A 25,655-nucleotide genomic window follows, 5' to 3' on the forward strand; every position below is an offset into this window, starting at 1 on the left:
GGCGCTGTCGCGGGCATCGCACCACTTGACCGTATGCTGCGCAATTATTCCCCCCATTGCTATGTGCCCGCTTATTGCCATCCATCCCATCTATTGCTATAAGTCCGCAAAAGCGCGTACCTGCCGCCTGCCCTACTTGGTGCCGACGGTCCGCAGCACGGTCACCGCCAGGGCCCGTGCCGCGTCCACCACCTCCCGCAGGGACACGTGCTCGCGGGCGCTGTGGGCGACGGCGATGTCACCGGGACCGAACTGGAGCGTCGGGATGCCGGCGCCGGTGTAGTGCCGCAGATCGCTGCCGTACGTCGCCCCGCGCTCCCGGGGCCGGGCGGCGCCCGTCGCGTCGGCGTACGCGTCCGCCACCGTGTCCCGCAGCGGATGCCCCGGCTCCAGCCGGCCGCTGGCGAACTGTCCGCCCGGCCAGGTGACCGTGGCCGGGTGCGCGCGCAGCCAGTCGTCCCCGGCGCACGCCTCGGCGACGCACCGCTCCAGCGCGGCCCGCGCGGCCGCCGGGTCCTCCCCGAGCCGCACCCCGAGCCGTCCCTCGGCGACCAGCAGGTCGGGCACGCTGCTCGCCCAGTCGCCGGAGCGCAGGGTGCCGACGGACAGGGAGTAGGGGATCGGATACTCGGCGAGCAGCGGATCGGGGTCGCGGTTGCGGTCGGCCTCCAGCCGGGCCAGCGCCCGGTGCAGCGGCAGATAGCCGTCGATCGCGCTCACCCCGGCCTCCCGGGAGCTGGCGTGGGCGGCCTTGCCGGGCACGGTGATCCGGAAGGTGAGCGCGCCCGCGTTGGCGGTGATCACCGTCCCGGCGGTGGGTTCGGCGATCACGCACGCGTCGCCGCGGTGGCCGCGCCGCAGGGTGCCGAAGGCGCCGATCCCGCCGTCCTCCTCGCCGACGACGAAGTGCGCGGCGACCCGTCCGCGCAGCCGTACCCCGGACGCGCGGACGGCGGCGAGCGCGGCGAGCTGGGCGGCGAGCCCGGCCTTCATGTCGCAGGCGCCGCGTCCGTGCACGACGTCACCGGTCACCCGGGGCACGAACGGATCGCCCTGCCAGGCGGCGAGGTCGCCGGGCGGTACGACGTCCACATGGCCCTGGAGGATCAGCGTCGGTCCGTCGGCGCCGCCGTCCGTGTGGCCGACGAGGCCCCATGCCTCCTCGCGGGCGACCTCCATGCCGGGGAAGCCGGGGTCGGCGAGCAGGGCGGGCAGGTCCATCGGCCACAGGTCGACATCCAGGCCGAGCCGCTCCAGCCGTCCGGCCAGATGGTGCTGGAGTTCGGACTCGGCCGGGCTGCCGGTGACGCTGGGTATCGCGACCAGCTCCAGCAGTGTGCGGCCCACGGCCGCCTCGTCGACCGCCGCCAGGACGGCGGCCTCCTCGTCACTGAGCACGACGGCTCCCTCCCTCGTGAGCGGGCTCCCCCGCCCTGGATACCTGCTCACGCCGACGAGGCCGTACGCCCGTCAGAGCCCGCCGCCCACCGTGAACCCGATCACCGTGCCGCCGCCCTCCCGCCGGACGGCGAAGGGGGCGCCGCCGTGCGACAGCGCCACCTCCCGCACGATGGACAGGCCGAGTCCTGAGCCGGGCAGGGAGCGGGCGTCGGCGGCCCGGTAGAAGCGGTCGAAGACCCGGGTCAGATCGGTCTCGGCGATGCCCGGCCCCCGGTCGAGGACCTCGACCCGGACGACACCCGGCCGGGCGGGTCCCTTGACGGCGATCTCGACGGGCTCGCGGCCCTCACGGTCGAACTTGGTGGCGTTCTCGACCAGGTTGGACAGCGCCCGCTGGAGCATCTGGGGGCGGCCGTCGGTGGTGGTGTCGCCGCTGGCCCGGACCACGATCTTGCGGCCGGTGCGGCGCCGGACGGCCGCCGCGACCTCCTCGGCGAGGTCCGCGAGGTCCAGGGTGCGGGGCGGTTCGGTGTCGGACTGGCCGGCCGCGAGGTCGACGAGTTCGTTGACGAGGTCGGTCAGCTCGCGGGCCTCCTGGGTGAGGTCGGCGACCAGCTCGTCCCGGGTGTCGGGGGGCAGTTCGTCGATCCGGCGCAGCAGCGAGATGTTCGTCCGCAGCGAGGTCAGCGGGGTGCGCAGCTCGTGCCCCGCGTCCTGGACCAGACGCCGCTGGTCCTCCTCCGACTGGGCGAGACGGCCCAGCATGCGGTCGAAGGCACGGCCCAGCCGGCCCACCTCGTCCTGTCCGGTGACCGGCACCTGCACCCCGAGCCGGCGGGTGCGGGCGACGTCCTCGGCTGCGGCGGTGAGGATGACCAGCCGGTGGGTGATGCGCCGGGCCAGCCACCAGCCGAACAGTCCGGCAGCCGTGACGACGGCGGCCATCAGCACGAGGGTGCGCTGCTGGAGCGCCCGCAGCAGATCCTCGGTGTCGCTGAACTCCTGCGCCACCTGCACCGCGCCCCGACCGCCGCCGAGCGCGACGGTCGCCACCCGGTAGACGTCGCTGCCGACGTCGACGTCCTTGTGCACGGCCATCTCACCGGCCGTCGCGGCGGCGGCGATCCGCCGGTCGGCGGCCACCACCGGCAGTCCGGGGTTGCCGCCGTCGACGACGGAGCCGTCCGCGCCCAGCACCTGGACGTCCGTGCGGGCGGGCCGCACGATGTCGTGGCCGGGCGCGGCGGAGGAGAAGTCCTCCGGTGCCATCGCGGTGCCGCGCACCTCGTCCCGCAGGTCCTGCACGACCTCGTCGAACACGGTCTCCTGGTCGACGCGGACCAGCCGGGCGGCGGCCGAGTAGGACAGCAGGCCGATCAGCAGGGTCACGGCGGCGGTGACGGCGGCGAAGGACACCGCGAAGGTGGTGGCCAGCGACACCAGCCCCAGCCGCGGCCACCCCGCCGGCCGGTGAGGTGGCCGGCGCGGCCGGCGCACTCAGTCCTCCCTGAGCACGTAGCCCACGCCGCGCACCGTGTGGATGAGCGGCGGGGCGCCGGGGTGGTCGAGCTTGCGGCGCAGATAGCCGACGTAGACGGCGAGGTTCTTGGAGCCGGGGCCGAAGTCGTAGCCCCAGATCCGGTCGTAGATGGTGGCGTGGTCCAGGACGACCCCGGCGTTGCGGACCAGCAGTTCCAGCAGCTCGAACTCGGTGCGGGTCAGCTCCAGTTCGCGTTCGCCGCGCCAGGCCCGCCGGGCCTGCGGGTCCATCCGCAGCCCGGCCGCCTCCAGCCGCCGTCCGGCGGGCTGCCGGGGCGCGGCGGGGGGTTCGGGGGCGGCGGCCGGCTCGGGGGCGGCGCCGTTGCCGGTGCGGCGCAGCAGGGCGCGCAGCCGGGCGAAGACCTCCTCGACGTCGAACGGCTTGACGACGTAGTCGTCGGCGCCCGCGTCGAGTCCGGCGATCCGGTCGGCGGTCTCCACCAGCGCGGTGAGCATCAGGATGGGGGTGCGGTCGCCCTCGGCGCGCAGCACCCGGCAGACCTGGAGGCCGTCGATGCCGGGCATCATCACGTCGAGGACGAGGACGTCCGGCGGGGACGTGTGGGCGTGGGCCAGCGCCTCGACCCCGTCGGCGACCGCGGTGACCCGGTAGCCCTCCAGGACCAGGGCGCGTTCCAGGGCGTTGCGGATGGCGCGGTCGTCTTCGGCGAGGAGCACGGTGGGAGACACGGTTTCAGTCTGCCAAGCTTTCCCCGCCGGACGACGTGACGATCTTCCTCGCGGTGGCCTTCTTACTGCCCTCTCACTCTCATGGGCAGGCCCGTGGGCGGGGTCAGCCCGCCGGCCGCAGCGCCGCGAGCTGTTCCGCGAACGGGATCACCTCGAACCCGCCCGCCTCGGCCTCCGCCGGGGCGGCCGGGGCGGCCGGGGCGTCAGGCCGCGCCGCCGACAGCCCCGTCATCAGCGCCGCCAGCTCCCCGGCGGCCCGCTCGACGCGCTCCGGCAGTCCCTCGGCGCCCCAGTCCTCGGAGGCCGCGTAGACGGCGGTCGGGACGACGACGGCCCGCAGATAGGCGAAGAGCGGCCGCAGGGCGTGCTCCAGCACCAGCGAGTGCCGGGCGGAACCGCCGGTCGCCGCGATCAGCACCGGCTTGCCGGTCAGCGCGTCCTGGTCGAGGACGTCGAAGAACGACTTGAACAGTCCGCTGTACGACGCGGAGAACACCGGCGTGACGACGATCAGGCCGTCGGCGCCCGCCACCGCGTCGAGGGCGGCGGCCAGTTTCCGCCCGGGGAAGCCGTTGGTGAAGTTGTGGGCGATCTCCACGGCGAGGTCGCGCAGCTCCACGACCTCCCCCTCCACCTCCACGTCCGCCCGCGCCTTCGCCTTCGCCTTCGCCTTGGTCTCCGCGGCGAGGCGGTCGGCCAGCAGCCGGGTGGACGACGGGACGCTCAGCCCCGCCGAGACGACGACGAGCTTCATACGGCGCTCACCTCCGCGTTCTCCGTGGCCTTCCCGGCCTTCTCGGCCGCGAGCAGCGACTGATGGGTCGGCGCGTCCGGCACATCGGCCGGGCGGCCCTTGGCGAACTCCTTCCGCAGCACCGGCACGACCTCCTCGCCGAGCAGGTCGAGCTGCTCCAGGACCGTCTTCAGCGGGAGCCCCGCGTGGTCGAGGAGGAAGAGCTGACGCTGGTAGTCGCCCGCGTACTCACGGAAGGCCAGCGTCTTCTCGATGACCTGCTCGGGGGTGCCGACGGTCAGCGGGGTCTGGTCGGTGAAGTCCTCCAGCGACGGGCCGTGCCCGTAGACGGGCGCGTTGTCGAAGTAGGGCCGGAACTCGCGCACCGCGTCCTGGGAGTTCTTCCGCATGAACACCTGGCCGCCGAGGCCCACGATGGCCTGCTCGGGCGTGCCGTGCCCGTAGTGGGCGTACCGGGCCCGGTACAGCTCGACCATCCGCCTGGTGTGGTCGGCGGGCCAGAAGATGTTGTTGTGGAAGAAGCCGTCGCCGTAGTAGGCGGCCTGCTCGGCGATCTCCGGGGAGCGGATGGAGCCGTGCCAGACGAACGGCGCGACGCCGTCCAGCGGGCGCGGGGTGGAGGTGAAGCCCTGCAACGGGGTGCGGAACTTCCCCTCCCAGTCCACGACGTCCTCGCGCCACAGCCGGTGCAGCAGGGCGTAGTTCTCGACGGCGAGGTTGATGCCCTGGCGGATGTCCTGGCCGAACCAGGGGTAGACCGGGCCGGTGTTGCCGCGGCCCATCATCAGGTCCACCCGGCCGTCGGCCAGGTGCTGGAGCATCGCGAAGTCCTCCGCGATCTTCACCGGGTCGTTGGTGGTGATCAGGGTGGTGGAGGTGGAGAGGATCAGCTTCTCCGTGCGGGCGGCGACATAGCCGAGCATCGTGGTCGGGGACGACGGCACGAACGGCGGGTTGTGGTGCTCGCCGGTCGCGAAGACGTCCAGGCCGACCTCCTCGGCCTTGAGCGCGATGGCGACCATGGCCTTGATCCGCTCGCGCTCGGTCGGCGTACGCCCCGTGGTGGGGTCCGGCGTGACGTCGCCGACGGTGAAGATCCCGAACTGCATGGCCGCTCACCTTCCATGTTTGTTGACGGTTCAACTATACCGCCCAACGGTGAGCGCGCTCCCCGTATTCCAGCCCCTGCCTCCGGGCGCCTACGGCACCAGCACCACCCGGCCCCGCAGCCCGCCCTCCGCAAGCCTGACGTGCGCCTTCGCCGCGTCCGCCAGCGCGACCACCTCGGCCACCCTGAGCGACAGCGCCCCCTCCTCCACCAGCCGGACCAGCTCCGCCAGCCGCGCCCCGTCCGCGGCCACCTCGACCGCCGAGGTCCGCACCCCGCGCACGGAGGCCGGCTCGGCCTGCGGGATCACGCCCACATAGGCGCCCCCGTCCCGCACCCACGCCAGCGCCGGTTCCCCGAGCACCGCCGCGTCCAGCACCAGGTCGAACCCGCCCGGCGCGGGCTCCCCCGCGACGAAACCGGCCGCGCCCAGGGACCGTACGAACTCCTCGTCGCCCTCCCGCGCCAGCCCCGTCACCGCGATCCCGCGCCGCGCCGCGAGCTGCACGGCGTATCCGCCGACCGCGCCCGCCGCGCCCGTGACCAGCAGGGACACACCCGGCTCCGGGTCCAGCAGATCCAGCGCCCGGGCGGCGGTGAGCGCGTTCAGCGGCAGGGTCGCCGCGTGTGCCGCGTCCACCCCGGCCGGCGCCTTCGCCACCGCCGCCGCGTCCACGACGACGTACTCGGCGTGCGTGCCGAGCGGCTTGACCATGCCGTGGCCCAGGGCCACGACCTCGTCGCCGACGGCCCAGGCCGTGGCCACGCCCGTCGCGTCCACGGTCCCGGCGACGTCCCAGCCGAGCCCGATCTCCTTGCCCGCCCCGCCGAACCCGCCGGCCCGCACCCCGGCGTCGACCGGGTTCAGGGCGGCCGCCGCCACCTTGATCCGCACCTGCCGGGCACCCGGCTCGGGCAGCTCCCGCTCCACCACCTCGACGACCTCGGGCCCGCCGAACGACCGCACCACTACCGCACGCATGACAACTCCCCTGCCCTTACGGGCCGTTGACCGGTTCTCCGTCCTTCACCGACAACCCTAGGAAGAGTTACTATCCAGGAGGAAGTAGTTACCTGAAGGTGCCTACCGCACCCCGAGGAGACCTGACAGCCATGGCGATCATGACCGCGGTCCAGCGGCGCGAGCAGGCCCGCGCCGAGTACGACGCCTTCCTCAAGGCGTGCCCGACCAACCAGCTCCTGGACCGGATCAGCGACAAGTGGGTCAGCCTGGTCGTCTCCGCGCTCGCCGCGGGACCGATGCGGTACAGCGACCTGGCCCGCAAGATCGCCGGGGTCAGCCCCAAGATGCTCACCCAGACCCTGCGCGGCCTGGAGCGCGACGGCATCCTCACCCGCACGGTGACCCCGTCCGTCCCGGTCCGCGTCGACTACGCACTCACCGAACTCGGCGGCAACCTCGCCCTCCTGCTCACCGCGGTGAAGGACTGGGCGGAGACCCACTTCGACGAGGTCCACGCGGCCCGCGAACGCTACGACGCCGAGAGCGCGTCGGACGACTAGGGCCTTTCTTTCGGATCTGGCCGGCTTCGAGCGACGGTGCGTCTCGGCGGGCCCGAGCGGGGTCTGGTGCGTGCAGATGCAAGGCGGAGGAGGGCGTCGACGCGGAGCGTCGGCAACCGACGACAACGCCGCAGATGGGCGTGCCAGACCCCGCGACCCTCGGCAAGATCCGAAAGAGAGGCCCTAGCGGCGGCGGGTCTCAGGAGCCGAGCGGGAGGGCGTCCGTGTAGCCGTTGCTCGGCCGCGCGGCCTTGCGGACGCTCGCGGCGTCCAGCGCGACCGCCGCCGAGGAGGTGCCGAGGGTGCCGTCCGCGTGCCAGGTGCCCGTCACCGTCACCCAGGTGTCCGCCTCCGGCGCGGCAGGCCCGTACACCCGCACCTTCACGGACTGGGCGTCCGCCGCGCAGCACGACAGCAGGATCCGGGTCAGATACCAGCCGTCGCCGCCCTCGGCGGGCGTGACGAAGCCCGTCATCAGCACCGTCCGCCCCTTGATCGCCCGTGTCGTGTCCTGCTGCACCCGCTGGGTGAAGTCGGTCAGGGTGATCGGCAGCGGCGAGGCCGCGGGCAGCGGGCCGAACCCGTCCTCGGCGACGACGGCGACGGCCTTCGGCGCCTCCCGCGACGCGGTGTACGAGCCCAGCGCGGGCGGCGCGTAGAAGAGCAGGCTCAGTGCGGGCAGGACCAGCAGCCAGGCGACCCGCGGGACCCCGGAGTGGTCGTGGTCGTGCCCACCGCCGGACCCGGTGCGGTCCGCGCCCCGTCCGCGCCACGCGGCCACCGCCTCCGCCGCCCCCAGCAGCACCAGCAGCACCCCGGAGGCGACGAGCAGCGGCCGCATCCCCTCCTTCACGTACCGCAGGTACTCCTCCGTGAACAGCGACGTCCGCAGCAGCCCGAGGCCGCCCAGCGCGAGCAGCCCCGCCGTCACCCAGCGCCTCACAGCAGCACCCCTCCGATCAGCACGGCGCACACCACCGCGACCACCGCCGTGGCCGCCGAGAAGCGGAACGCGAAGGCCCGCCCGAAGGTGCCCGCCTGCAACGCGATCAGCTTCAGGTCGACCATCGGCCCGACCACCATGAACGTCAGCCGGGCCACCGGCGAGAACCCGGTCAGCGAGGCCGCCACGAACGCGTCCGCCTCGCTGCACACCGCCAGCACGATCGCCAGCCCCGCCAGGAACAGCACCGACAGCCACGGCGACCCGGAGAACGTCTCCAGCACCGACTTCGGCACCGCCACGTTGAAGGTCGCGGCGGCCATCGCCCCGACCACGAGGAACCCGCCCGCGTGCAGGAAGTCGTGCTGGAAGCCCTCACGGAACTCGGTCCAGCGGCTGTGCCCCGGCCGGTGCCCGGTGTGCCGCCGGGCGGGCCGCAGCCACTCCTCCTTGCCGAGCCAGAGCCACAGCCAGCCCATCGCGGCCGCCGCCAGCAGGGACGCGAGCAGCCGGGCCAGCACCATCGCGGGATCGCCCGGGAACGCGATCGCCGTGGCGGTCAGCACCACCGGGTTCACGGCCGGCGCCGACAGCAGGAACGCGAAGGCCGCGGCCGGGGTCACCCCGCGCCCGATCAGACTGTTCGCCACCGGCACCGACGCGCATTCGCAGCCCGGCAGCACCACGCCCGCCATCCCGGCGACCGGCACCGCGAGCGCGGGCCGTTTCGGCAGCAGCCGCCCGAAGAGGCTCGCCGGCACGAACGCGTTGATCGCCCCGGACAGCGCCGTGCCCAGCAGCAGGAACGGCGTCGCCTGCACCGTCACCGCCAGGAACACCGTCCGCCACGCCTGCACGGCCGGCTCCTCCAGCGACCGGCCGACGGCCACCAGCACCACGCCCGGCAGCAGCGCCGCGCCCAGCAGCACCAGCGGCCAGTGCGCCGGCAGCCGACGGGCACCGACGGCCTCCCCGCCGTCCGCGGCCATCGCGGACCGTGTCTCCGTCCGTATCTCCGTGTCCCGCATCCCGCCCCAGACCCGGCCTTCCCTCGGTCAGCGCCGTGTGCCGAGATCGTACGGCGCTCAGAAGGCGTAGGCGTCGCCGGTGTCCAGCACCAGCACCTGCTGCCGGTCGTTGGCGCGGTTGCGGTCCACCGAGCCGCCGGCCCACACCGTGTCCACCTCCAGCGTCACCTCCGCCGGCCGGTCCCGCAGGGCCACCCCGAGCGCGATCCGCTCCGCGAGCGTGTCCGCGGCCAGCGGGCCGGTGCGGCACACCACCGACCGCTCTCCGGCCCGCGCGCACCGGTCCGGCAGCGGCTGCGGCTCCGCCGCGAGCGGCGCCGACCAGCGCAGCCGTACCGTCGCGTCGGTGACGTCACCCGGACCGTGGTTGCGCGGTGACAGCCGGACCTCCATCCGGCCCCGGTCCAGCACGGCGTAGCCGTGGTACGACAGATCGGCCTCGGGCACCTCCGCGGCCGCCGCCGGGACGGCCCCCGCCGCCCCGAGCACCAGCACGGCACCCCACACCGCCCGGCCCCGCATCCTGCGCATGCCACCACTCCTCGGCTCGTCGACCCGGCACGGGCTCACGCAGGGGATGTATGCCACGGCGGGCGGGCGGCAGACGCCGTCCGTCGGATGACCAGGCCATCGGACGAGCCGCCTATCCTGGCCGGGCAGGGTCTTCAGGGTTCCGCCGTCGTCCGAGGAGCAGTACATGGCCACCGCCGCACCGTCCGCCGCCTCCCGCATCGCCGTCGTCACGGGTGCGAGCAGCGGAATCGGCGCCGCCACCGCCCGGCAGCTCGCCGCCGCCGGCTACCGCGTCGTCCTGACCGCCCGCCGCAAGGACCGGATCGAGGCGCTGGCCGAGGAGATCGTCACGGCGGGCGGCCGGGCGACCGCCTACCAGCTCGACGTCACCGACCGCGCGGCCGTCGACGAGTTCGCGACCGCGTTCCGGACGATCGGGGTCCTGGTCAACAACGCGGGCGGCGCGCTCGGCGCCGACACCGTCGCCGCCGGGGACCCGGCCGACTGGCGCACGATGTACGAGACCAACGTCATCGGCACCCTCAACCTCACCCAGGCCCTGCTGCCCAAGCTGGTCGCGAGCGGCGACGGCACGGTGGTCGTCGTCTCCTCCACGGCGGGCCACGGCACCTACGAGGGCGGCGGCGGCTATGTCGCGGCCAAGCACGGCGCCCATGTCCTCGCCGAGACGCTGCGCCTGGAGATCGTCGGGCAGCCGGTGCGGGTCATCGAGATCGCCCCCGGCATGGTCCGCACCGACGAGTTCGCCCTGACCCGCTTCGGCGGCGACCGGGACCGGGCCGCCAAGGTCTACGAGGGCGTCGCCGAACCGCTCACCGCCGACGACGTCGCCGAGACGATCACCTGGGCGGTCACCCGCCCCCACCACGTCAACGTCGACCTCCTCGTCCTGCGCCCCCGCGCCCAGGCGTCCAACACAAAGATCCACCGGGAGCTGTGATGCCCGACACCGAACCCACCGCGGACATCAACTCCCCCGAGAACCTGGAGAAGCGCCGCCTGGCCCAGGAGACCAAGGACGAACGGCACGTCTGGATCTTCCTGGCGTGGTTCCTCTTCGGCATCCACATCATCGCGTTCGTCATGATCTACGCGGTACACCACGCACCGTAGGACTGGCCCCGCGGCCTCGGCACCACCGACTGGGCCCGCTTCCGCGCCCTCGGCATCCGCGACAGCAGAGGCAGCCCGTACGCGGTGACGCTGCTGGAGAAACGACTTGGCTGAACCCGGACGGGTGAATGTCGTCGATCGCCCGATCGACCGGCGAAACGGCGATCTAGGCTCGCGCCGACACGCCACACAAAACGGCCCCCGGCCGGGACGGGCATCCCGCGTCGAGGGCCTCACCAGCATGGAAGGAAGAGCGACCGCCTCAGGCAAGGGGCCGGAAACAAGGGCCGACTGAGCGTGGAGATCAATGTGCGGGACGTCGATCTCCTCCGTGCTTTCCATAGGCTCACGCCCTACAACTCCAGCATCACCGAGCGCATCCGCTCGACCAATTTCGCCGAGCGAAGCCACACGGCCGTCTGGACCTTGTGCTCCCTCGAAGCCAGGACCACCATCAACCGGCTCGGCCTTCCTTACGGCCGTAAATCGATGACGGTATCGCCGCCGGAATGCGCGTTCAGCCGCCGCGACTACCTCCGAGGTGTCGTGGACGCCGACGGCTCCGTGGGACACACCGGCCAGGGCTGGCCCTTCGTCTCCCTCACGACGGCCAGCACGGCGGTCGGCGCCTATCTGTGCTTCTACGCAGGAAAGGTCACCGGGGCGGAACGCGGGCTCAAGCGGAACACGCGGGACGGCATCTACAACATCCTCTACACCAAAGAGAACGCGCAGAAGCTGGCGGCAGACCTCTACTACGACGGCTGTCTCTCCCTGGATCGCAAGAAGACCGCGGCCGACTCACTCGGCGACTGGGTCCGGCCGGTCGACATGAGGGTCGCACCCCCACGCCGTCGCTGGAGCGCCTGGGAGGACCGTGTCCTGCTGCGGCTGAACGACGACGCGGCAGCGGCGAAGGAACTCGGCCGGACCCCGAAGAGCTGTGCCATCCGGCTCTGGCGGCTGCGCAACGGCCAAGCCCCCATGCCGAGCGCGCGCTAGCCGTCCGAGGCTCCCGGTCCGGACCGGGAGCCTCCCACGTCACCCCTTCACGCAGATGAACTGCTTGAGCTTCGCCACGACCTCGACCAGATCACGCTGCTGCGCCATCACCTGATCGATGTTCTTGTACGCACCCGGGATCTCGTCGATCACCCCGGTGTCCTTACGGCACTCCACGCCCCGCGTCTGCTCCTCCAAGTCCCGTACGGTGAAGCGCCGCTTGGCCGCGGTACGGCTCATACGGCGGCCGGCTCCGTGGGACGCCGAGTTGAACGCCTTCTCGTTGCCGAGGCCCTTCACGATGTACGAACTGGTGCCCATCGAACCGGGAATGATCCCGAACTCACCGGAACCCGCGCGAATCGCGCCCTTGCGTGTGACGAGAAGATCCATCCCGTCGTACCGCTCCTCCGCCACATAGTTGTGATGGCAGGAGATCTCGGTGTCGAACGCCGGCCTGGCCTTCTTGAACTCCTTGCGGATCACGTCCTTCAGGAGCGCCATCATGATCGAGCGGTTGTACTTGGCGTACTCCTGCGCCCAGTACAGATCGCTCCGGTACGCGGCCATCTGCGGGGTGTCCGAAACGAACACCGCCAGGTCACGGTCGACCAGACCCTGGTTGTGCGGGAGCTTCTGCGCCACACCGATGTGATGCTCGGCCAGCTCCTTGCCGATGTTCCGGGAACCGGAGTGCAGCATCAGCCAGACAGAGCCGTCCGTGTCCAGACACACTTCGATCATGTGATTTCCCGATCCCAGCGTCCCCATCTGCCGGCCGGCCCGCTCGCGACGGAATCTGACCGCCTCCGCGACCCCGTCGAACCGCCCCCAGAAGTCGTCCCACCCCCCGGCCCCGAAGCCGTGCAGCGTGTCCGGGTCCACCGGGTCGGTGTGCAGGCCGCGGCCCACCGGGATGGTCTGTTCGATCTTCGAGCGGAGGCGGGAGAGGTCGCCGGGGAGGTCGTTCGCGGTCAGGGACGTCTTCACCGCCGACATGCCGCAGCCGATGTCGACCCCGACCGCCGCCGGGCACACCGCGCCCCGCATCGCGATGACCGAACCGACCGTGGCGCCCTTGCCGTAGTGGACGTCCGGCATCACCGCGAGGCCCTTGATCCAGGGCAGGCCCGCGACATTGCGGAGCTGCTGGAGCGCCCCCTCCTCGACCGACGCGGGGTCGGTCCACATCCGGATCGGCACCTTCGCGCCCGGCATTTCCACGTACGACATATCGCCCCCACTACCCCGGAATCACTACAGAAGTCGTCAAACGCAAAACCGGCGCCAAGGTCCACGAACAGGACGGCGGACCGGCATCCACGGTGTTGCGTGCGATACACATTGTCTGCCGGTGCCGCCCCCGTCCGGCAAGCGAATAACCAGCGGGGACACTGGAGCGGCAACCCCGCACCACCCCCCACCGTCGAGAGGAGCCGACCGTGCCGCGGAAGGCGTACGTACCGGGCGTCGCCGCACTGCTCGCGGCCCTGCTGGCCGGCTGCACCGGAGCCTCCGACGACGGCGGCCCGACGGACAACTCCAACCCCGGCGAGGCCGGTACCGCCTCCGTCGCCGCCCAGCCCGGCAAGTACGACTCGCTCCCCGAGGCGTGCGGAGCGGTGAGCCGCTCCACCCTCGACTCCCTGCTGCCCGGCATCGAGGAGATCACCGACGAGCGGCAGCGCACGGCCGCCTACGAGGGCGACGCCACCCTCACCTTCGACACGGACCGCAAGGTCGGCTGCCGTTGGAAGGTGCAGTCGGCGGACGCCACCGACCATCTCCTCGTCGACTTCGAGCGGGTCGTCTCCTACGACAACGCCGTCAGCGACGACAACCGGGCCGAGGAGCTGTTCGCGCGGAAGGTCACCGCGGCCGACCTCCCGGAGCCCAGCCCCTCCGGCACCGACGAAGAGGGGACGACGGCGGAGGCGAGCGCCTCCGGGTCGTCCACCGCGTCCCCGACTCCCTCCAAGTCGGCCTCCCCCACCGCCTCACCCACCGGCTCCGGCTCGGCCTCCCCCTCCGCCTCCTCGACCGGGACCCCCGCCGACCTCCAGCCCCGGCTGCTGGACGATCTGGGCGACGAGGCGTTCGTCGACGACGTGCTCGCCAGCTCCGGTTCGACCGCGAAACAGCGCACCGTGACTGTGGCGTTCCGCACGTCCAACGTCATCGTGACCATCCAGTACGACGAACAGCCGGCCACCGTCGGCGCGGTCCCCGACAGCAAGGAAATGCAGGACAAGGCCCGGAAACTGGCCTCGCAGCTCGCCGACTCCCTGACCTGACACCGCCCTTCGGGCCGTACCCGCCCGCCGTCCACGAAGCTCCCGAAGCGGAACCGCGCTCCCATTTCACCGCGTACCGTGGCCCCTCGGACCCGATCCGACCGCAGGAACCACGAGCGTCATGAGTGAAGGAACCATGCAGCGACGAGCCCAGCGAGACGACCAGCAGCGTGCCGAGCGAGCCATCCGGACGGGAGGGCTGAACCGCGTCGTCGCGGCCGCGCTCGCGGTCCCCGTGATGGTCCTCGCCGGAGCCTGCTCCTCGGACTCCGGCTCCGACTCGGGCTCCGGCGACGGCGCACAGGGCGCCGCGACCGCCTCCGAGGGTGCCGCGAGCGCCGCGCCGACCGTCCAGGCCGCCGCGTACGCCGCGCTGCCGGACTCGTGCAAGACCCTGTCCAAGAAGACCCTGAAGGACCTGGTGCCGAAGGGGGGCACCTCCGGCAAGGAGGGCACCTCCTCCGACACCGCGGCCCGCGCCAGTTGCTCCTGGTCCAGCCTGGACAACAACGGTGTGGACGGCTCGCAGTTCCGCTGGCTGAACGTCTCGCTGCTGCGCTTCGAGTCCGACCAGGCGGGCGGCACCGGCGAGGCACAGGCCAGGACGTACTACGCGAAGCAGGTCAAGGACGCCCAGAACGTCTCGGGCGCGAAGAACACCAAGGCGGAGCCCCTCGCCGGGACCGGCGACGAGGCGACCGTGGTGCGCTACGACCTGAAGAAGAAGGAGGGCGCGTTCAAGCAGCAGACGGTCGTCGCCCTCGTCGAGAACGTCGTCGTCACGCTGGACTACAACGGCGCCGGTCTCGCCGGTGACGAGACGCCGAAGGCGGACACCCTGACGACGGCCGCGAAGAAGGCCGCCAAGGAGGTCGTCGCGTCGGTCCGGTCGGCCAACGGCGAAGGCACGGGCGTGGGTTCGGGCGTCGGTTCGGGCGACGGCGGCGACACCTCGTCGAAGAGCCCGGCGCCCTCCGCGAGCCCGTCGAAGACGTCCTCCGCGGCCCCTTCCAAGACGCCCGCCGAGGGCGCCTCGAAGTCCGCCGTCGCGAAGAGCTGACGATCCGCTAACGCGTACGCCGCACACATGTGCCACCCTGTTCCGCGCAACAGCATGCACTGGGAGGGGAGTACGGGTGGCCGCGCCAATCCAACTGACTCGGACGCACCGCGTTCTCATCGGCGTGGTCGTGACCGGCGCCGTCATCATCGCCGGGATCGGCTTCGCCGGTTCGTACGCGGCGGTCCGCGAGTTGGCGATCCAGAAGGGCTTCGGGAACTTCTCCTACGTGTTCCCGATCGGCATCGACGCGGGCATCTGCGTCCTGCTGGCCCTGGATCTGCTGCTGACGTGGATCCGCATCCCGTTCCCGCTGCTGCGCCAGACGGCGTGGCTGCTGACGGCGGCGACGATCGCGTTCAACGGCGCGGCCGCCTGGCCCGACCCGCTGGGCGTCGGGATGCACTCGGTCATCCCGATCCTGTTCGTGGTGTCGGTGGAGGCCGCGCGGCACGCGGTCGGCCGGATCGCGGACATCACGGCCGACAAGCACATGGAGGGCGTCCGCCTCACCCGGTGGCTGCTCTCGCCCGTCCCCACGTTCCTGCTGTGGCGGCGGATGAAGCTGTGGGAGCTGCGCTCCTACGAGCAGGTCATCAAGCTGGAGCAGGAACGTCTCGTCTATCAGGCGAGGCTGCGCTCCCGCTTCGGCCGCGCCTGGCGCCGCAAGGCCCCGGTGGAGTCCCTGATGCCCCTGCGCCTGGCCCGCTACGGCGTCCCCCTCGCGGAAACGGCCCCGGCGGGCCTGGCGGCGGCAGGCATAGAACCGGCCGTCCTGCCCCCCATAGCGGCCGACATAGCTGCGGGCAGTCGTGCCGCTGGGGCGGCACGGGTGGGCGCAGCGGCACCTCCCAGCGAGCAGCGCCTTCAGCTCGAGGTCAACCAGTTCACCGGGCCCCAGGACGACACCGCAGGCAACCCCTGGCTCCACGCCCGCGACCCTCAGACCGTCGAGTACCACGGCGGCTACGACCCCACCTACGACCCCTCGGAGCAGTACGCCCAGTGGTACGAGGAGCAGCAGCAGGCCGAGGCGTACCGCGAGCAGTACGAGGAGGAGCCCCCGGCCCCCGGCCAGGAGCCCTCGCCGGAGGAGACGGGGACGTTCCCCATCCCGGTCGGCCCGGGCCGCACCCGTGAGCTGGGTGAGGGCGGCGGCAACCCGGAGCCGGACGAGGAGGCGTTCTACCAGGTGTTCCGTCAGTCGATAGACGGCAGCTTCCCGACGCCGGGGGTGCTGGGCGACAACATCCAGGCGACGTACGGCACGGTCCTGAGCCCGAGTGCGCTGAAGGTGCTCACGGACCGCTTCCAGCACCGCTTCAACGCGGAGCTGGAGGAGGACCACATCGCGTAGACCGCATACGGAAGGCCCCCTCCGAGGAGGGGGCCTTCCGTATGCGCCGGACCTACTCCCCGAGCAGCGTCCTCACCCGCTCCTGCCCCACCGCGAGCAGCAGCGTGGGCAGCCGCGGCCCCGTGTCGCGGCCGACGAGCAGGTGGTAGAGCAGCGCGAAGAACGTCCGCTGGGCGGTCTTGATCTCCGGCGGCAGCTCCTTGGGCGTGGCGTCGGCCGAGAAGCCGGCCTGCACCTTGGGGACGCCGTACACGAGATGGGTGAGGCCGTCGAGCGACCAGTGCGCGGCGAGTCCGTCGAGGAGGAGGCGCAGGGACTGCTGGGACGCCTCGTCGAGGGACTTCAGCAGGTCGGTGTCGGGCTCCTCGCGCACGATGGTCCGCTGGTCGGCGGGGACGTGCGTGTTGATCCACGCCTCGGCCTTGTCGAACCGGGGCCGTGCCTCGTCGAGCGAGCCGAGCGGGTTGCCGGGGTCGAGGTCGCTGAGGATGCGCAGCGCCTGGTCCTGGTGTCCGGCGGTGATGTCGGCGACGGAGGCGAGCGTGCGGTAGGGCAGCGGCCGGGGGGTGCGCGGCAGCTCGGCGGCGGCGGTGCGCACGGCGCGGGAGTGCGCGGCGGCGTCGGCGGGCAGCACCGAGCCGTCGGCGACCTTGGCGTCGAGCTTGTCCCACTCGTCGTAGAGCCGCTGGATCTCCTGGTCGAAGGCGATCTTGAAGGACTGGTTGGGGCGGCGGCGGGCGTACAGCCAGCGCAGGATCTGCGGCTCCATGATCTTCAGCGCGTCGGCGGGGGTCGGCACACCGCCCCGGGACGAGGACATCTTGGCCATGCCGCTGATGCCGACGAAGGCGTACATGGGGCCGATGGGCTGCTTGCCGCCGAAGATGCCGACGATCTGGCCGCCGACCTGGAAGGAGGAGCCCGGCGAGGAGTGGTCGACACCGGAGGGCTCGAAGATCACGCCCTCGTAGGCCCAGCGCATCGGCCAGTCGACCTTCCAGACGAGCTTGCCGCGGTTGAACTCGTTCAGCCGGACGGTCTCGGAGAAGGCGCACGCCGTGCAGGTGTACGTCAGCTCGGTGGAGTCGTCGTCGTAGGAGGTGACGGTCGTCAGGTCCTTGGCGCAGTTGCCGCAGTACGGCTTGTACGGGAAGTACCCGGCGGAGCCGGTGCCGTCGTCCTCGGAGGCGGCGCCGGAGCCCTCGGCGGCCTCCAGCTCGGCCTCGTCGAGCGGCTTCTGCTGCTGCTTCTTCGCCGGGGCCTTCTTGGTGCGGTACTGGTCGAGGATCGCGTCGATGTCGGCGCGGTGGCGCATGGCGTGCAGGATCTGCTCGCGGTAGACGCCGGCCGTGTACTGCTCGGTCTGGCTGATCCCGTCGAACTCCACGCCCAGCTCGGCCAGCGACTCGACCATGGCGGCCTTGAAGTGCTCGGCCCAGTTCGGGTACGACGAGCCGGCCGGGGCCGGGACCGAGGTCAGCGGCTTGCCGATGTGCTCGGCCCAGGAGTCGTCGACGCCCTCGATGCCGGCGGGCACCTTGCGGTAGCGGTCGTAGTCGTCCCAGGAGATCAGATGGCGGACCTGGTGGCCCCGGCGGCGGATCTCGTCGGCGACCAGGTGCGGGGTCATGACCTCGCGGAGGTTGCCCAGGTGGATGGGTCCGGACGGGGAGAGTCCGGACGCGACGACGACAGGTTTGCCCGGGGCCCGGCGCTCCGACTCCTCGATGACCTCATCCGCGAAACGGGAGACCCAGTCGGTGGTCTCGGTGCTCTGAGCCACGATCGGCACGTCCTCTGTGTGTTCTGAAGGCTGATGTGTTCTGAAGGCCGGTGTGTTCCGAAGGCCGGCGGGTGTGCGGGACAGCAGGCGACGACCCGCCCGGCCCATTCTCCCAGACCACCCCGCGCCCGGGAAAACCGCTTTACCCCCCGTGGGATACTGGGCCTGTCTATCCATCCCCACGAGGAGAACGGCACCCACTCCTATGGCCTCGGTCACGTCCCTCAGCCACTCCGTCGAACAGCGTCTCGCGTCCGCCCTCACGGCCACCCTGCCGGAGGCCGCCGGCGCGGACCCGCTGCTGCGACGAAGCGACCGGGCCGACTTCCAGGCCAACGGGATCCTGGCGCTCGCCAAGAAGGCCAAGGCGAACCCGCGCGAGCTGGCGACGCAGGTCGTGGCGCAGGTGGTCACCGGTGATGTGATCGGGGAGATCGAGGTCTCCGGGCCGGGCTTCCTGAACGTGACGGTGACCGACAAGGCGATCACCGAGAACCTGGCGGCGCGCTACGCCGACAGCGCGCGCCTCGGCGTGCCGCACGCGGCGCACCCCGGGACCACGGTCGTCGACTACGCCCAGCCGAACGTGGCGAAGGAGATGCACGTCGGTCATCTGCGGTCCGCGGTGATCGGTGACGCGGTCGTCCAACTCCTGGAGTTCACCGGCGAGTCGGTGGTCCGCCGACACCACATCGGCGACTGGGGAACGCAGTTCGGCATGCTCATCCAGTATCTGGACGAGCACCCGCACGAGCTGGACCACAAGGACGCCGACGGCGTGAGCGGCGAGGAGGCGATGTCCAACCTCGACCGCCTCTACAAGGCCGCGCGCAAACTGTTCGACGCGGACGAGGAGTTCAAGACCCGGGCGCGCCGCCGGGTGGTCGACCTCCAGGCCGGTGACCCGCAGACGCTCGCCATCTGGCAGAAGTTCGTCGACGAGTCGAAGATCTACTTCTTCTCCGTCTTCGACAAGCTGGACATGGAGATCAGCGACCCCGACATCGTCGGCGAGTCGGGGTACAACGACATGCTGCACGAGACCTGCCGCCTCCTGGAGGAGTCGGGCGTGGCGGTGCGGTCGGACGGCGCGCTGTGCGTGTTCTTCGACGACATCAAGGGCCCGGACGGCAACCCGGTGCCGCTGATCGTGCAGAAGTCCGACGGCGGCTTCGGCTACGCGGCGACCGACCTGTCGGCGATCCGCGACCGCGTCTTCAACCTGAAGGCGGACACCCTGCTGTACGTGGTGGACGCCCGGCAGTCGCTGCACTTCAAGATGGTCTTCGAGACGGCCCGCCGGGCGGGCTGGCTGAACGACGACGTGACGGCACGGCAGTTGGCGTTCGGCACGGTCCTCGGCAAGGACGGCAAGCCGTTCAAGACCCGTGAGGGCGAGACGGTCAAGCTGGTCGACCTGCTGGACGAGGCGGTCGAGCGGGCGACGGCCGTGGTCGCCGAGAAGCGCGAGAAGGTCGGCCTGACGGACGAGGAGGTCGTGGAGAACGGCCGGTTCGTCGGCGTCGGCGCGGTGAAGTACGCGGACCTGTCCACGTCGGCGGTGCGGGACTACAAGTTCGACCTGGACCAGATGGTGTCGCTGAACGGCGACACGTCGGTGTACCTCCAGTACGCGTACGCCCGGATCCAGTCGATCCTGCGCAAGTCCGAGGACGCCCGTCCGGCCGCGCACCCGGAGCTGGCGCTGGCCCCGGCGGAGCGTGCCCTGGGCCTGCATCTGGACCAGTTCGCGGAGACGGTGCTGGAGGCGGCGGCCGCCTACGAGCCCCACAAGCTCGCGGCGTACCTCTACCAACTGGCGTCGCTGCTCACGACGTTCTACGACCAGTGCCCGGTGCTGAAGGCGGAGACTCCCGAACTGAGGGAGAACCGCCTGTTCCTGATCGACCTGACGGCCCGCACCCTGCACCGGGGCATGGCCCTCCTGGGCATCAGGACCCCCGAGAAGCTCTGACCGGCCGGGACCGCACGGGAACCGTCTCCTCACGTTCGCGCGTCTAGCATCCATCGCCGCCTACGGCGGTGAACGCGAGCGTGAGGAGAGCCGGTTGGGCGGGGCGGACGATCCGACGGTGCCCGAGTTGCTGGTCGGTTTCCTGGTGGCCGGCGCGGTCGGGGTGGCCATCCCGGCACTGATCGTGCTCCCGGTCCTCGGCGCCGGCATCTGGCTGACCCATCTGCTGCGACGGCCGAAGTCCCGCCGCTGACCGCGTTGTCAGTGCCTGCCCCTACAGTCACCGGCATGGCGACTCTTCCCAACCCGCTGCCGAAGCTCGCGTCCGACCCGAGCGGGCGCTCCCTCGGGCTCCAACTCCCCCTGGGACGGCTGGTCGACGCCACGGACGACGGCCCGTGGCACGAACCGCTGCTCTGGCACGCCGCACAGCCCGCCTCCGCCGGCAACTGGTCCGCGCTGGGCACACCGGCGACGCGCGCGGGGCTGCTGCCCGTCCTGGTGGACCTCGGCAGCGACCAGGGGGGTCCGCAGGACTGGGACCTCGCGCCCGGCGAGACGTCCTACCCCGGGGACCACGACGCCGAGGAGGTGCTCGCGGAGTTCTGGGCGGAGTACTCGCCCGACGGCACGGAGTGGCCGGGACCGGCCGAGTCCCTCACCCTGGTCGCCGATCCGGACACCCGGGCCGCCGAGACCGCCGACACGCTGACCGCCGGACCGCCCCATTTCACCCGGCCGCACCTGGCACTGGTACCGGCCCGCCGCTCCGCCGACATCCCGGCGGCGATCGGCTGGACCGGCCCGCTGAACCACGAGAACGACGTGGCCCGGCTGTGCGCGGTGCTGCGTTCCTGGGAGGACCGCTTCGGGATACGGGTCGTCGCCCTCGGCTTCGACGTGCTCGTGGTCTCGGTGGCCGCGCCGCCCACCACGCTCGCCGCCGCCGAGGCCCTGGCGGCGGAGCACTTCGCGTTCTGCCCGGACAACGTCGAGCAGAACCCCCCGTACACCCTGCGCGGTTACGCGGAACGGCTCGTCGGCGAGCGCGTCTGGACCTTCTGGTGGGACTGACCAGGCCGGCAGCCCCGGTCCGCTAGCGGCCGAGCCCCTTGCCCAGCCTGCGCAGCCCCTCGCCGATCTCCTCCGGGGTCTGCGTCACGAAGCACAGCCGCAGCGTCGACCGGTCGGGCGCACCGGCGTAGAAGGGCGCGCCGGGGACGTACGCCACGTCCTGCCGCACCACCCGCGCCAGCGCCTCCGTGGTGTCGTACGACGACGGGAGGCGGACCCAGAGGAACATGCCGCCGTCGGGCCGGTTCCACACCGACCCCTCCGGCAGCGCGTCCGGCAGTCCGGCGAGCATCGCGTCGCGCCGCTCCCGGTAGACGTCCGCCACCCGCCGCACATGCGCGTCGAGGTCGTTCACGGCCAAGTAGTGAGCCGCGGCGAGCTGGTTGACGGTCGGGGTGTGCAGATCGGCGGCCTGCTTGGCGACGGCGCAGGCGCGCCGCAGCTCCGCCGGGGCGCGCAGCCAGCCGAGCCGCAGACCGGGCGCCATCACCTTGGAGAAGGAGCCGAGCAGCACGGTGCGGTCGCGGGCGTCGGCGTGGGCGGCGATCCACGGCACCCGGTCGCCGTCGTAGCGGAGTTCGCCGTAGGGGTCGTCCTCGACGATCCACAGGCCGTGCCGGGCGGCGACGGCGGCGAGTTCGGCGCGGCGCGCGGCGGGGACCGTGCGGCCGGTGGGGTTCTGGAAGGTGGGGACGGTGTAGAGCAGCTTGGGGCGTTCACGGACGACGAGTTCGGCGAGGGCGTCCGGGTCGGGTCCGTCCGCGTCCCCGGGCACGGCGAGGATCCGGGCCCCGGCCAGGCCGAAGACCTGGAGCGCGGCCAGATAGCAGGGTTCCTCGACGAGCACGGTGTCACCGGGGTCTATGAGGGCCGTCGCGAGCAGGGACAGGGCCTGCTGGGAGCCGGTGGTGACGAGCAGGTCGTCGGCGCCGGTCGGCAGGCCGCGGGCGGTGAGGCGGGCCGCGAGCAGGGAGCGCAGCGCCGGTTCGCCCTCGGTGGTGGCGTACTGGAGGGCCCGCGCCGGGGTCTCCTCCAGCACCTGCCGGAAGGCGGCCGCGACGCCCTCGCGGTCGAACAGCTCGGGCGCGGGCAGCCCACCCGCGAAGTTGATCACCTCGGGGCGCGCGGTGACGGCGAGAATGTCCCGCACCGGTGAACCCCCGGTAGACCGCACACGGGCGGCCGTGGGAGGAACGGGGGCGGAGGCGGGGGCGGGCGCGGATGTCATGAACGCACCCTAGAGAGATACATGCCACCTACACCCGTGCTTTCCGCGATCCGGACGCCGACTGCACCCACCCAGGGGCGCGGGGAACTGCGCGACCAGCCACGACGCACCCGCACCCGCTACCCCTCCGACCCCGCAGTGCGCCACGCAGAACCCCCGAGCGGGAACTCGTACGCCGGACGCCCGTGCTCCCCACTGGTACGGAACGGCTTCCCCTCGTCATCGATCCTCAGCGTCCCGTGCCGGGAGCCACTGGACCAGGACAGCTCCAGATACCAACTCACGTCGTAGGCAGAGGCGTCGGCCGTCACGTAGTAGACCTCCGGGTCGGACTCGCTCACCTTGAACGGGAAGTCCGGATGCCCCGCCTCCGGCACCGGCGCCGGCCGCGCCGCGTCCAGCGCGATCGAGAACGACCTCGTCGGCACACCCCCGCCGCAACCGACCCCCGGGTAGCCCATCGCGTAGTCGTTCCAGGCGAGCGGCGAACGCCTGGCCACCGTACGGACCGTCAGACGGTCCACCACGACGGTCTCCTCGCCCGTCCCCTGCACGGTGAGTTCCAGGTACTGCTGCCCCGCCGACACGGCCCCGTGCCGGGACACCCAGGCCGGCGCGTCCTGCTCGACCGGCGGCGGACTGACCTCGCGAGGCCCCTGCCGGATCAGATAGTGCTGCCCGCAGGGGCTCTCCCAGGCGAACGGCCGCGCGGTCACCGTCAGCGGAACGCCCGCACCGGCACCCTTCCCGTCGGCCCGCGACCCGGCAGACGGCGACGCCGACGACGGGGACGCGGAAACGGACTCCACCGGTGACGACGACGTTGACGGTGACACGGACGACGACGCCGACACCGACGGCGCCCCCCGCCCCGGCACGGACTCCGCCGCACCGACCGGACCGCCCGCGCCACCGTCGTCGTCCGCACCGCCGCCCGGCAGCACGAGCGCGAGGGTCAGCGCGACCGACCCCAGGGCGGCGACGGCACCCACCCCGGCGAGCACCAACGGCCGCCGCACACGCACGGGGACGGGCTCGGGCTCAGGGTCGGGCTCGGTCACAACGTCGGGCTCAGGCTCGGTTACGACCTCGCGCTCGGAAACAGGTTCCGCCCCCTTCTTCCCCCGCCCCGCGTCCGCCAGCACCCAACTCCGGTGCAGGGCCACGAGTTCGTCCGGCGACGCCTTGCAGAGGCGGGCCATGCGCTCGACGGGGGCGTAGTCCGTGGGCACGGCGTCCCCGTTGCAGTAACGGTGCAGCGTCGACGTACTCATGTGGAGCCGTTTCGCGAGCGTCCCGTAGCTGAGCCCGGACCGGTCCTTCAACTCCCGCAGCAGCTCCGCGAAGTCGGCCGCAGCCACCGTTCGTCCACCCCCCATGTCCCATCCCGGCGTTCCAGGGATGGTGCGTTCGCCCAGCTCGCACCCGGTGCGGGCGTTCCAGTGTCCCTGATCGTCCGCCGGTCCTGGCGTCCGGGACGGATGCTCTCGCAAGCTTTGGTCAAGCAAGCAGCTCATCGCAACTCGGCACCACGGAAGAGGACTTGACCATGCGTATCCGCCGCACCCGCTCACTGCTCGCCGTCACCGCGCTCACCGCCCTCGCCCTCACGGCGTGCGAGAACGGCACGGGCACGAGGGACGAGGGCGCCTCCGCCCTCCCCGAGACGCCGTCGGCCTCCGCACCGGCGACGGCCTCGCCGACCGGCGGCAGCACGACCACCCCGGCCGAGGACGGAAACAAGGACGGGAACAAGAACGGGAACAACGACGGCACCAAGGACAACGCGAAGGGCGACTCCAAGACCCCCGCCCCCGCCACCCCCGTCCTCTGCAACGGCTCGACCACCAAGGTCACCGCCCAGCCCGTCCCCCGCCCGCTCAACCACATGCTGCTCACGGTGACCAACACGGGCAGCAAGACGTGCGACCTGACCTACTACCCCGTCCTGCGCTTCGACGAGATGCAGTGGGTGCCGCGCGCCGCCGAGGAGACGCATCCGCAGGCCGTGGTGTCGCTCGCGCCGGGCGAGTCCGGGTACGCGGGCGTCCTGCTGTCCGCCGCCGACGGCAGCGGCGACGGCGGCACGACCGCCGAGAAGCTGACCGTCGCCTTCCAGGGCATGACCCCGAACAGCGACGGCGGCGCCTCCGCGACCCCGGCCCTGCCCGCCGCGGGCGTCTACTACGACAGCTCCCTGACGGTGACGTACTGGCAGCAGGACCGGGAGGACGCCCTGAGCTGGTGACGGCTACCGCAGCTTGCGGGCCGCCTCGGTCGCCCAGTAGGTGAGGATGTTGCGCGCGCCGGCCCGCTTGATGCCGGTCAGCGCCTCGAAGATCGCCCGGTCGCGGTCGACCCAGCCCTTCTCGGCGGCGGCCTCGATCATCGAGTACTCACCGGAGATCTGATACGCCACGACCGGCACGTCCACGGTGTCGGCGACCCGGGCCAGGACGTCGAGGTAGGGGCCGGCCGGCTTGACCATCACCATGTCGGCGCCCTCCTCCAGGTCCAGCGCCAGCTCCCGCATCGACTCGCGGAGGTTGGCGGGGTCCTGCTGGTAGGTCTTGCGGTCGCCCTGGAGGGACGAGCCGACGGCCTCCCGGAAGGGGCCGTAGAACGCGGAGGAGTACTTCACGGTGTAGGCGAGGATCGAGACGTCCTCCCGCCCGATCTGGTCGAGCGCGTCCCGGACGACGCCGATCTGGCCGTCCATCATCCCGCTGGGGCCCACCACATGGGCGCCGGCGTCGGCCTGGACCTGGGCCATCTCGGCGTACCGCTCCAGGGTCGCGTCGTTGTCGACCCGGCCCTCCGCGTCCAGCACCCCGCAGTGCCCGTGGTCCGTCGTCTCGTCGAGGCACAGGTCGGACATGACCAGCAGATCGTCCCCGACCTCGGCGCGGACGTCCCGCAGGGCCACCTGCAGGATGCCGTCCGGATCGGTGCCCGGGGTGCCGAGCGCGTCCTTCTTCGACTCCTCCGGCACCCCGAAGAGCATGATCCCGGAGACCCCGGCCTCCACGGCCTCCAGCGCGGCCTTCTTCAGGCTGTCGCGGGTGTGCTGCACGACCCCGGGCATGGCCTGGATCGGCACCGGCTCGCTCACGCCCTCCCGCACGAACGCGGGAAGGATGAAGTCGGCCGGGTGCAGCCGGGTCTCGGCGACCATGCGCCGCATGGCGGGGGTGGTGCGCAGCCGCCGGGGACGCGTACCGGGGAAGGAACCGTACTTCGTCATACGC

The 25,655-nt window shown here is 72.0% G+C and carries 25 protein-coding genes; 11 read left to right on the plus strand and 14 right to left on the minus strand.

The window, feature by feature from the left end:
* Positions 1–132: 132 nt before the first annotated feature.
* From G6W55_RS21095 to G6W55_RS21120, 6 genes are all read right to left on the minus strand, one after another.
* The gene (locus G6W55_RS21095; protein ID WP_175522388.1) at positions 133–1,398 is read right to left on the minus strand and encodes an ArgE/DapE family deacylase; all 1,266 of its coding nucleotides are present in this window, start codon (positions 1,396–1,398) and stop codon (positions 133–135) included.
* A gap of 72 nt (positions 1,399–1,470) precedes the next feature.
* Positions 1,471–2,898: a HAMP domain-containing sensor histidine kinase gene (locus G6W55_RS21100; protein ID WP_175522389.1), complete on the minus strand. Its 1,428-nt coding sequence runs from the start codon at positions 2,896–2,898 to the stop codon at positions 1,471–1,473.
* On the minus strand, positions 2,899–3,630 hold the full coding sequence (locus G6W55_RS21105) for a response regulator transcription factor (protein ID WP_175522390.1): 732 nt from the start codon (positions 3,628–3,630) through the stop codon (positions 2,899–2,901). It lies immediately after the preceding gene.
* Between the two features lie 103 nt (positions 3,631–3,733).
* The gene (locus G6W55_RS21110) at positions 3,734–4,384 is read right to left on the minus strand and encodes a CE1759 family FMN reductase (RefSeq protein WP_175522391.1); all 651 of its coding nucleotides are present in this window, start codon (positions 4,382–4,384) and stop codon (positions 3,734–3,736) included.
* Positions 4,381–5,493 carry an LLM class flavin-dependent oxidoreductase gene (locus G6W55_RS21115; protein ID WP_175522392.1) on the minus strand — a complete coding sequence of 371 codons (1,113 nt, stop codon included), beginning with the start codon at positions 5,491–5,493 and terminating at the stop codon, positions 4,381–4,383. Before G6W55_RS21115 ends, G6W55_RS21110 begins: the two co-directional genes overlap by 4 nt.
* A gap of 90 nt (positions 5,494–5,583) precedes the next feature.
* A complete protein-coding gene (locus tag G6W55_RS21120; RefSeq protein WP_175522393.1) occupies positions 5,584–6,474 on the minus strand; it encodes an NADP-dependent oxidoreductase in 891 nt (296 codons plus the stop codon).
* Between the two features lie 131 nt (positions 6,475–6,605).
* On the opposite strand from G6W55_RS21120, the gene G6W55_RS21125 reads away from it, so the two are divergent.
* Positions 6,606–7,016: a helix-turn-helix domain-containing protein gene (locus G6W55_RS21125; protein ID WP_175522394.1), complete on the plus strand. Its 411-nt coding sequence runs from the start codon at positions 6,606–6,608 to the stop codon at positions 7,014–7,016.
* A gap of 199 nt (positions 7,017–7,215) precedes the next feature.
* Here the strand turns inward: G6W55_RS21125 and G6W55_RS21130 are convergent, their stop codons facing one another.
* Genes G6W55_RS21130 through G6W55_RS21140 form a run of 3 tightly spaced genes read right to left on the minus strand, consistent with a single transcriptional unit; the run spans position 7,216 to position 9,518 of the window.
* Complete coding sequence (locus G6W55_RS21130) at positions 7,216–7,959, minus strand: TIGR03943 family putative permease subunit (protein ID WP_175522395.1); 744 nt, start codon at positions 7,957–7,959, stop codon at positions 7,216–7,218.
* Complete coding sequence (locus tag G6W55_RS21135; RefSeq protein WP_175522396.1) at positions 7,956–8,987, minus strand: permease; 1,032 nt, start codon at positions 8,985–8,987, stop codon at positions 7,956–7,958. The genes G6W55_RS21130 and G6W55_RS21135 overlap by 4 nt, the downstream gene beginning before the upstream one ends.
* Positions 8,988–9,044: 57 nt before the next feature.
* Positions 9,045–9,518, minus strand: a complete 474-nt coding sequence (locus tag G6W55_RS21140) for a hypothetical protein (protein ID WP_175522397.1) — start codon at positions 9,516–9,518, stop codon at positions 9,045–9,047.
* Between the two features lie 166 nt (positions 9,519–9,684).
* Here G6W55_RS21140 and G6W55_RS21145 point away from each other — a divergent pair, with 166 nt between their 5' ends.
* From G6W55_RS21145 to G6W55_RS21155, 3 genes are all read left to right on the plus strand, one after another.
* Entirely contained in the window at positions 9,685–10,461 is a 777-nt protein-coding gene (locus G6W55_RS21145) for an SDR family NAD(P)-dependent oxidoreductase (protein WP_175522398.1), read from the plus strand.
* Positions 10,461–10,634 (plus strand): hypothetical protein, encoded by a 174-nt coding sequence (locus tag G6W55_RS21150; protein WP_167797234.1) that lies wholly within the window; start codon positions 10,461–10,463, stop codon positions 10,632–10,634. Before G6W55_RS21145 ends, G6W55_RS21150 begins: the two co-directional genes overlap by 1 nt.
* Before the next feature lie 489 nt (positions 10,635–11,123).
* Positions 11,124–11,636, plus strand: coding sequence for a hypothetical protein (locus G6W55_RS21155; RefSeq protein WP_217687172.1), 513 nt, complete (start codon positions 11,124–11,126; stop codon positions 11,634–11,636).
* A 39-nt stretch (positions 11,637–11,675) separates the two neighbouring features.
* Here the strand turns inward: G6W55_RS21155 and G6W55_RS21160 are convergent, their stop codons facing one another.
* A complete protein-coding gene (locus tag G6W55_RS21160; RefSeq protein ID WP_175522399.1) occupies positions 11,676–12,869 on the minus strand; it encodes an RtcB family protein in 1,194 nt (397 codons plus the stop codon).
* Between the two features lie 209 nt (positions 12,870–13,078).
* Between G6W55_RS21160 and G6W55_RS21165 the strand changes: the two genes are divergently transcribed.
* The 3 genes from G6W55_RS21165 to G6W55_RS21175 all read left to right on the plus strand — a co-directional run bounded on the left by G6W55_RS21165 (position 13,079) and on the right by G6W55_RS21175 (position 16,347).
* Entirely contained in the window at positions 13,079–13,930 is an 852-nt protein-coding gene (locus tag G6W55_RS21165; protein ID WP_175522400.1) for a DUF3558 domain-containing protein, read from the plus strand.
* Positions 13,931–14,066: 136 nt separating this feature from the next.
* Entirely contained in the window at positions 14,067–14,990 is a 924-nt protein-coding gene (locus G6W55_RS21170; protein ID WP_254876361.1) for a DUF3558 domain-containing protein, read from the plus strand.
* 76 nt (positions 14,991–15,066) lie between these two features.
* A complete protein-coding gene (locus G6W55_RS21175; protein ID WP_175522402.1) occupies positions 15,067–16,347 on the plus strand; it encodes a DUF2637 domain-containing protein in 1,281 nt (426 codons plus the stop codon).
* A 52-nt stretch (positions 16,348–16,399) separates the two neighbouring features.
* Here G6W55_RS21175 and lysS read toward each other — a convergent pair whose 3' ends face one another.
* Positions 16,400–18,139, minus strand: a complete 1,740-nt coding sequence (gene lysS / locus G6W55_RS21180; protein WP_175522403.1) for a lysine--tRNA ligase — start codon at positions 18,137–18,139, stop codon at positions 16,400–16,402.
* Between the two features lie 196 nt (positions 18,140–18,335).
* Here lysS and argS point away from each other — a divergent pair, with 196 nt between their 5' ends.
* The 3 genes from argS (at position 18,336) to G6W55_RS21190 (ending at position 21,179) form a co-directional block, all read left to right on the plus strand.
* On the plus strand, positions 18,336–20,105 hold the full coding sequence (gene argS, locus G6W55_RS21185; RefSeq protein WP_175522404.1) for an arginine--tRNA ligase: 1,770 nt from the start codon (positions 18,336–18,338) through the stop codon (positions 20,103–20,105).
* A gap of 118 nt (positions 20,106–20,223) precedes the next feature.
* Positions 20,224–20,358: a hypothetical protein gene (locus tag G6W55_RS39290; RefSeq protein WP_303049926.1), complete on the plus strand. Its 135-nt coding sequence runs from the start codon at positions 20,224–20,226 to the stop codon at positions 20,356–20,358.
* A gap of 35 nt (positions 20,359–20,393) precedes the next feature.
* Positions 20,394–21,179, plus strand: a complete 786-nt coding sequence (locus G6W55_RS21190) for a DUF4253 domain-containing protein (RefSeq protein ID WP_175522405.1) — start codon at positions 20,394–20,396, stop codon at positions 21,177–21,179.
* Between the two features lie 22 nt (positions 21,180–21,201).
* On the opposite strand, the gene G6W55_RS21195 is transcribed toward G6W55_RS21190, so the two are convergent.
* A complete protein-coding gene (locus G6W55_RS21195) occupies positions 21,202–22,407 on the minus strand; it encodes a PLP-dependent aminotransferase family protein (RefSeq protein ID WP_175522406.1) in 1,206 nt (401 codons plus the stop codon).
* Positions 22,408–22,526: 119 nt separating this feature from the next.
* A complete protein-coding gene (locus tag G6W55_RS21200) occupies positions 22,527–23,768 on the minus strand; it encodes a helix-turn-helix transcriptional regulator (protein WP_309243776.1) in 1,242 nt (413 codons plus the stop codon).
* A 188-nt stretch (positions 23,769–23,956) separates the two neighbouring features.
* Here G6W55_RS21200 and G6W55_RS21205 point away from each other — a divergent pair, with 188 nt between their 5' ends.
* Positions 23,957–24,655 (plus strand): DUF4232 domain-containing protein, encoded by a 699-nt coding sequence (locus tag G6W55_RS21205; RefSeq protein WP_175522426.1) that lies wholly within the window; start codon positions 23,957–23,959, stop codon positions 24,653–24,655.
* Between the two features lie 3 nt (positions 24,656–24,658).
* On the opposite strand, the gene hemB is transcribed toward G6W55_RS21205, so the two are convergent.
* On the minus strand, positions 24,659–25,651 hold the full coding sequence (hemB, locus tag G6W55_RS21210; RefSeq protein WP_175522408.1) for a porphobilinogen synthase: 993 nt from the start codon (positions 25,649–25,651) through the stop codon (positions 24,659–24,661).
* Positions 25,652–25,655: the final 4 nt, after the last annotated feature.

This window comes from Streptomyces sp. CAI-85 (assembly GCF_013363615.1).
In the GTDB taxonomy this organism is placed as follows: domain Bacteria; phylum Actinomycetota; class Actinomycetes; order Streptomycetales; family Streptomycetaceae; genus Streptomyces; species Streptomyces antibioticus_B.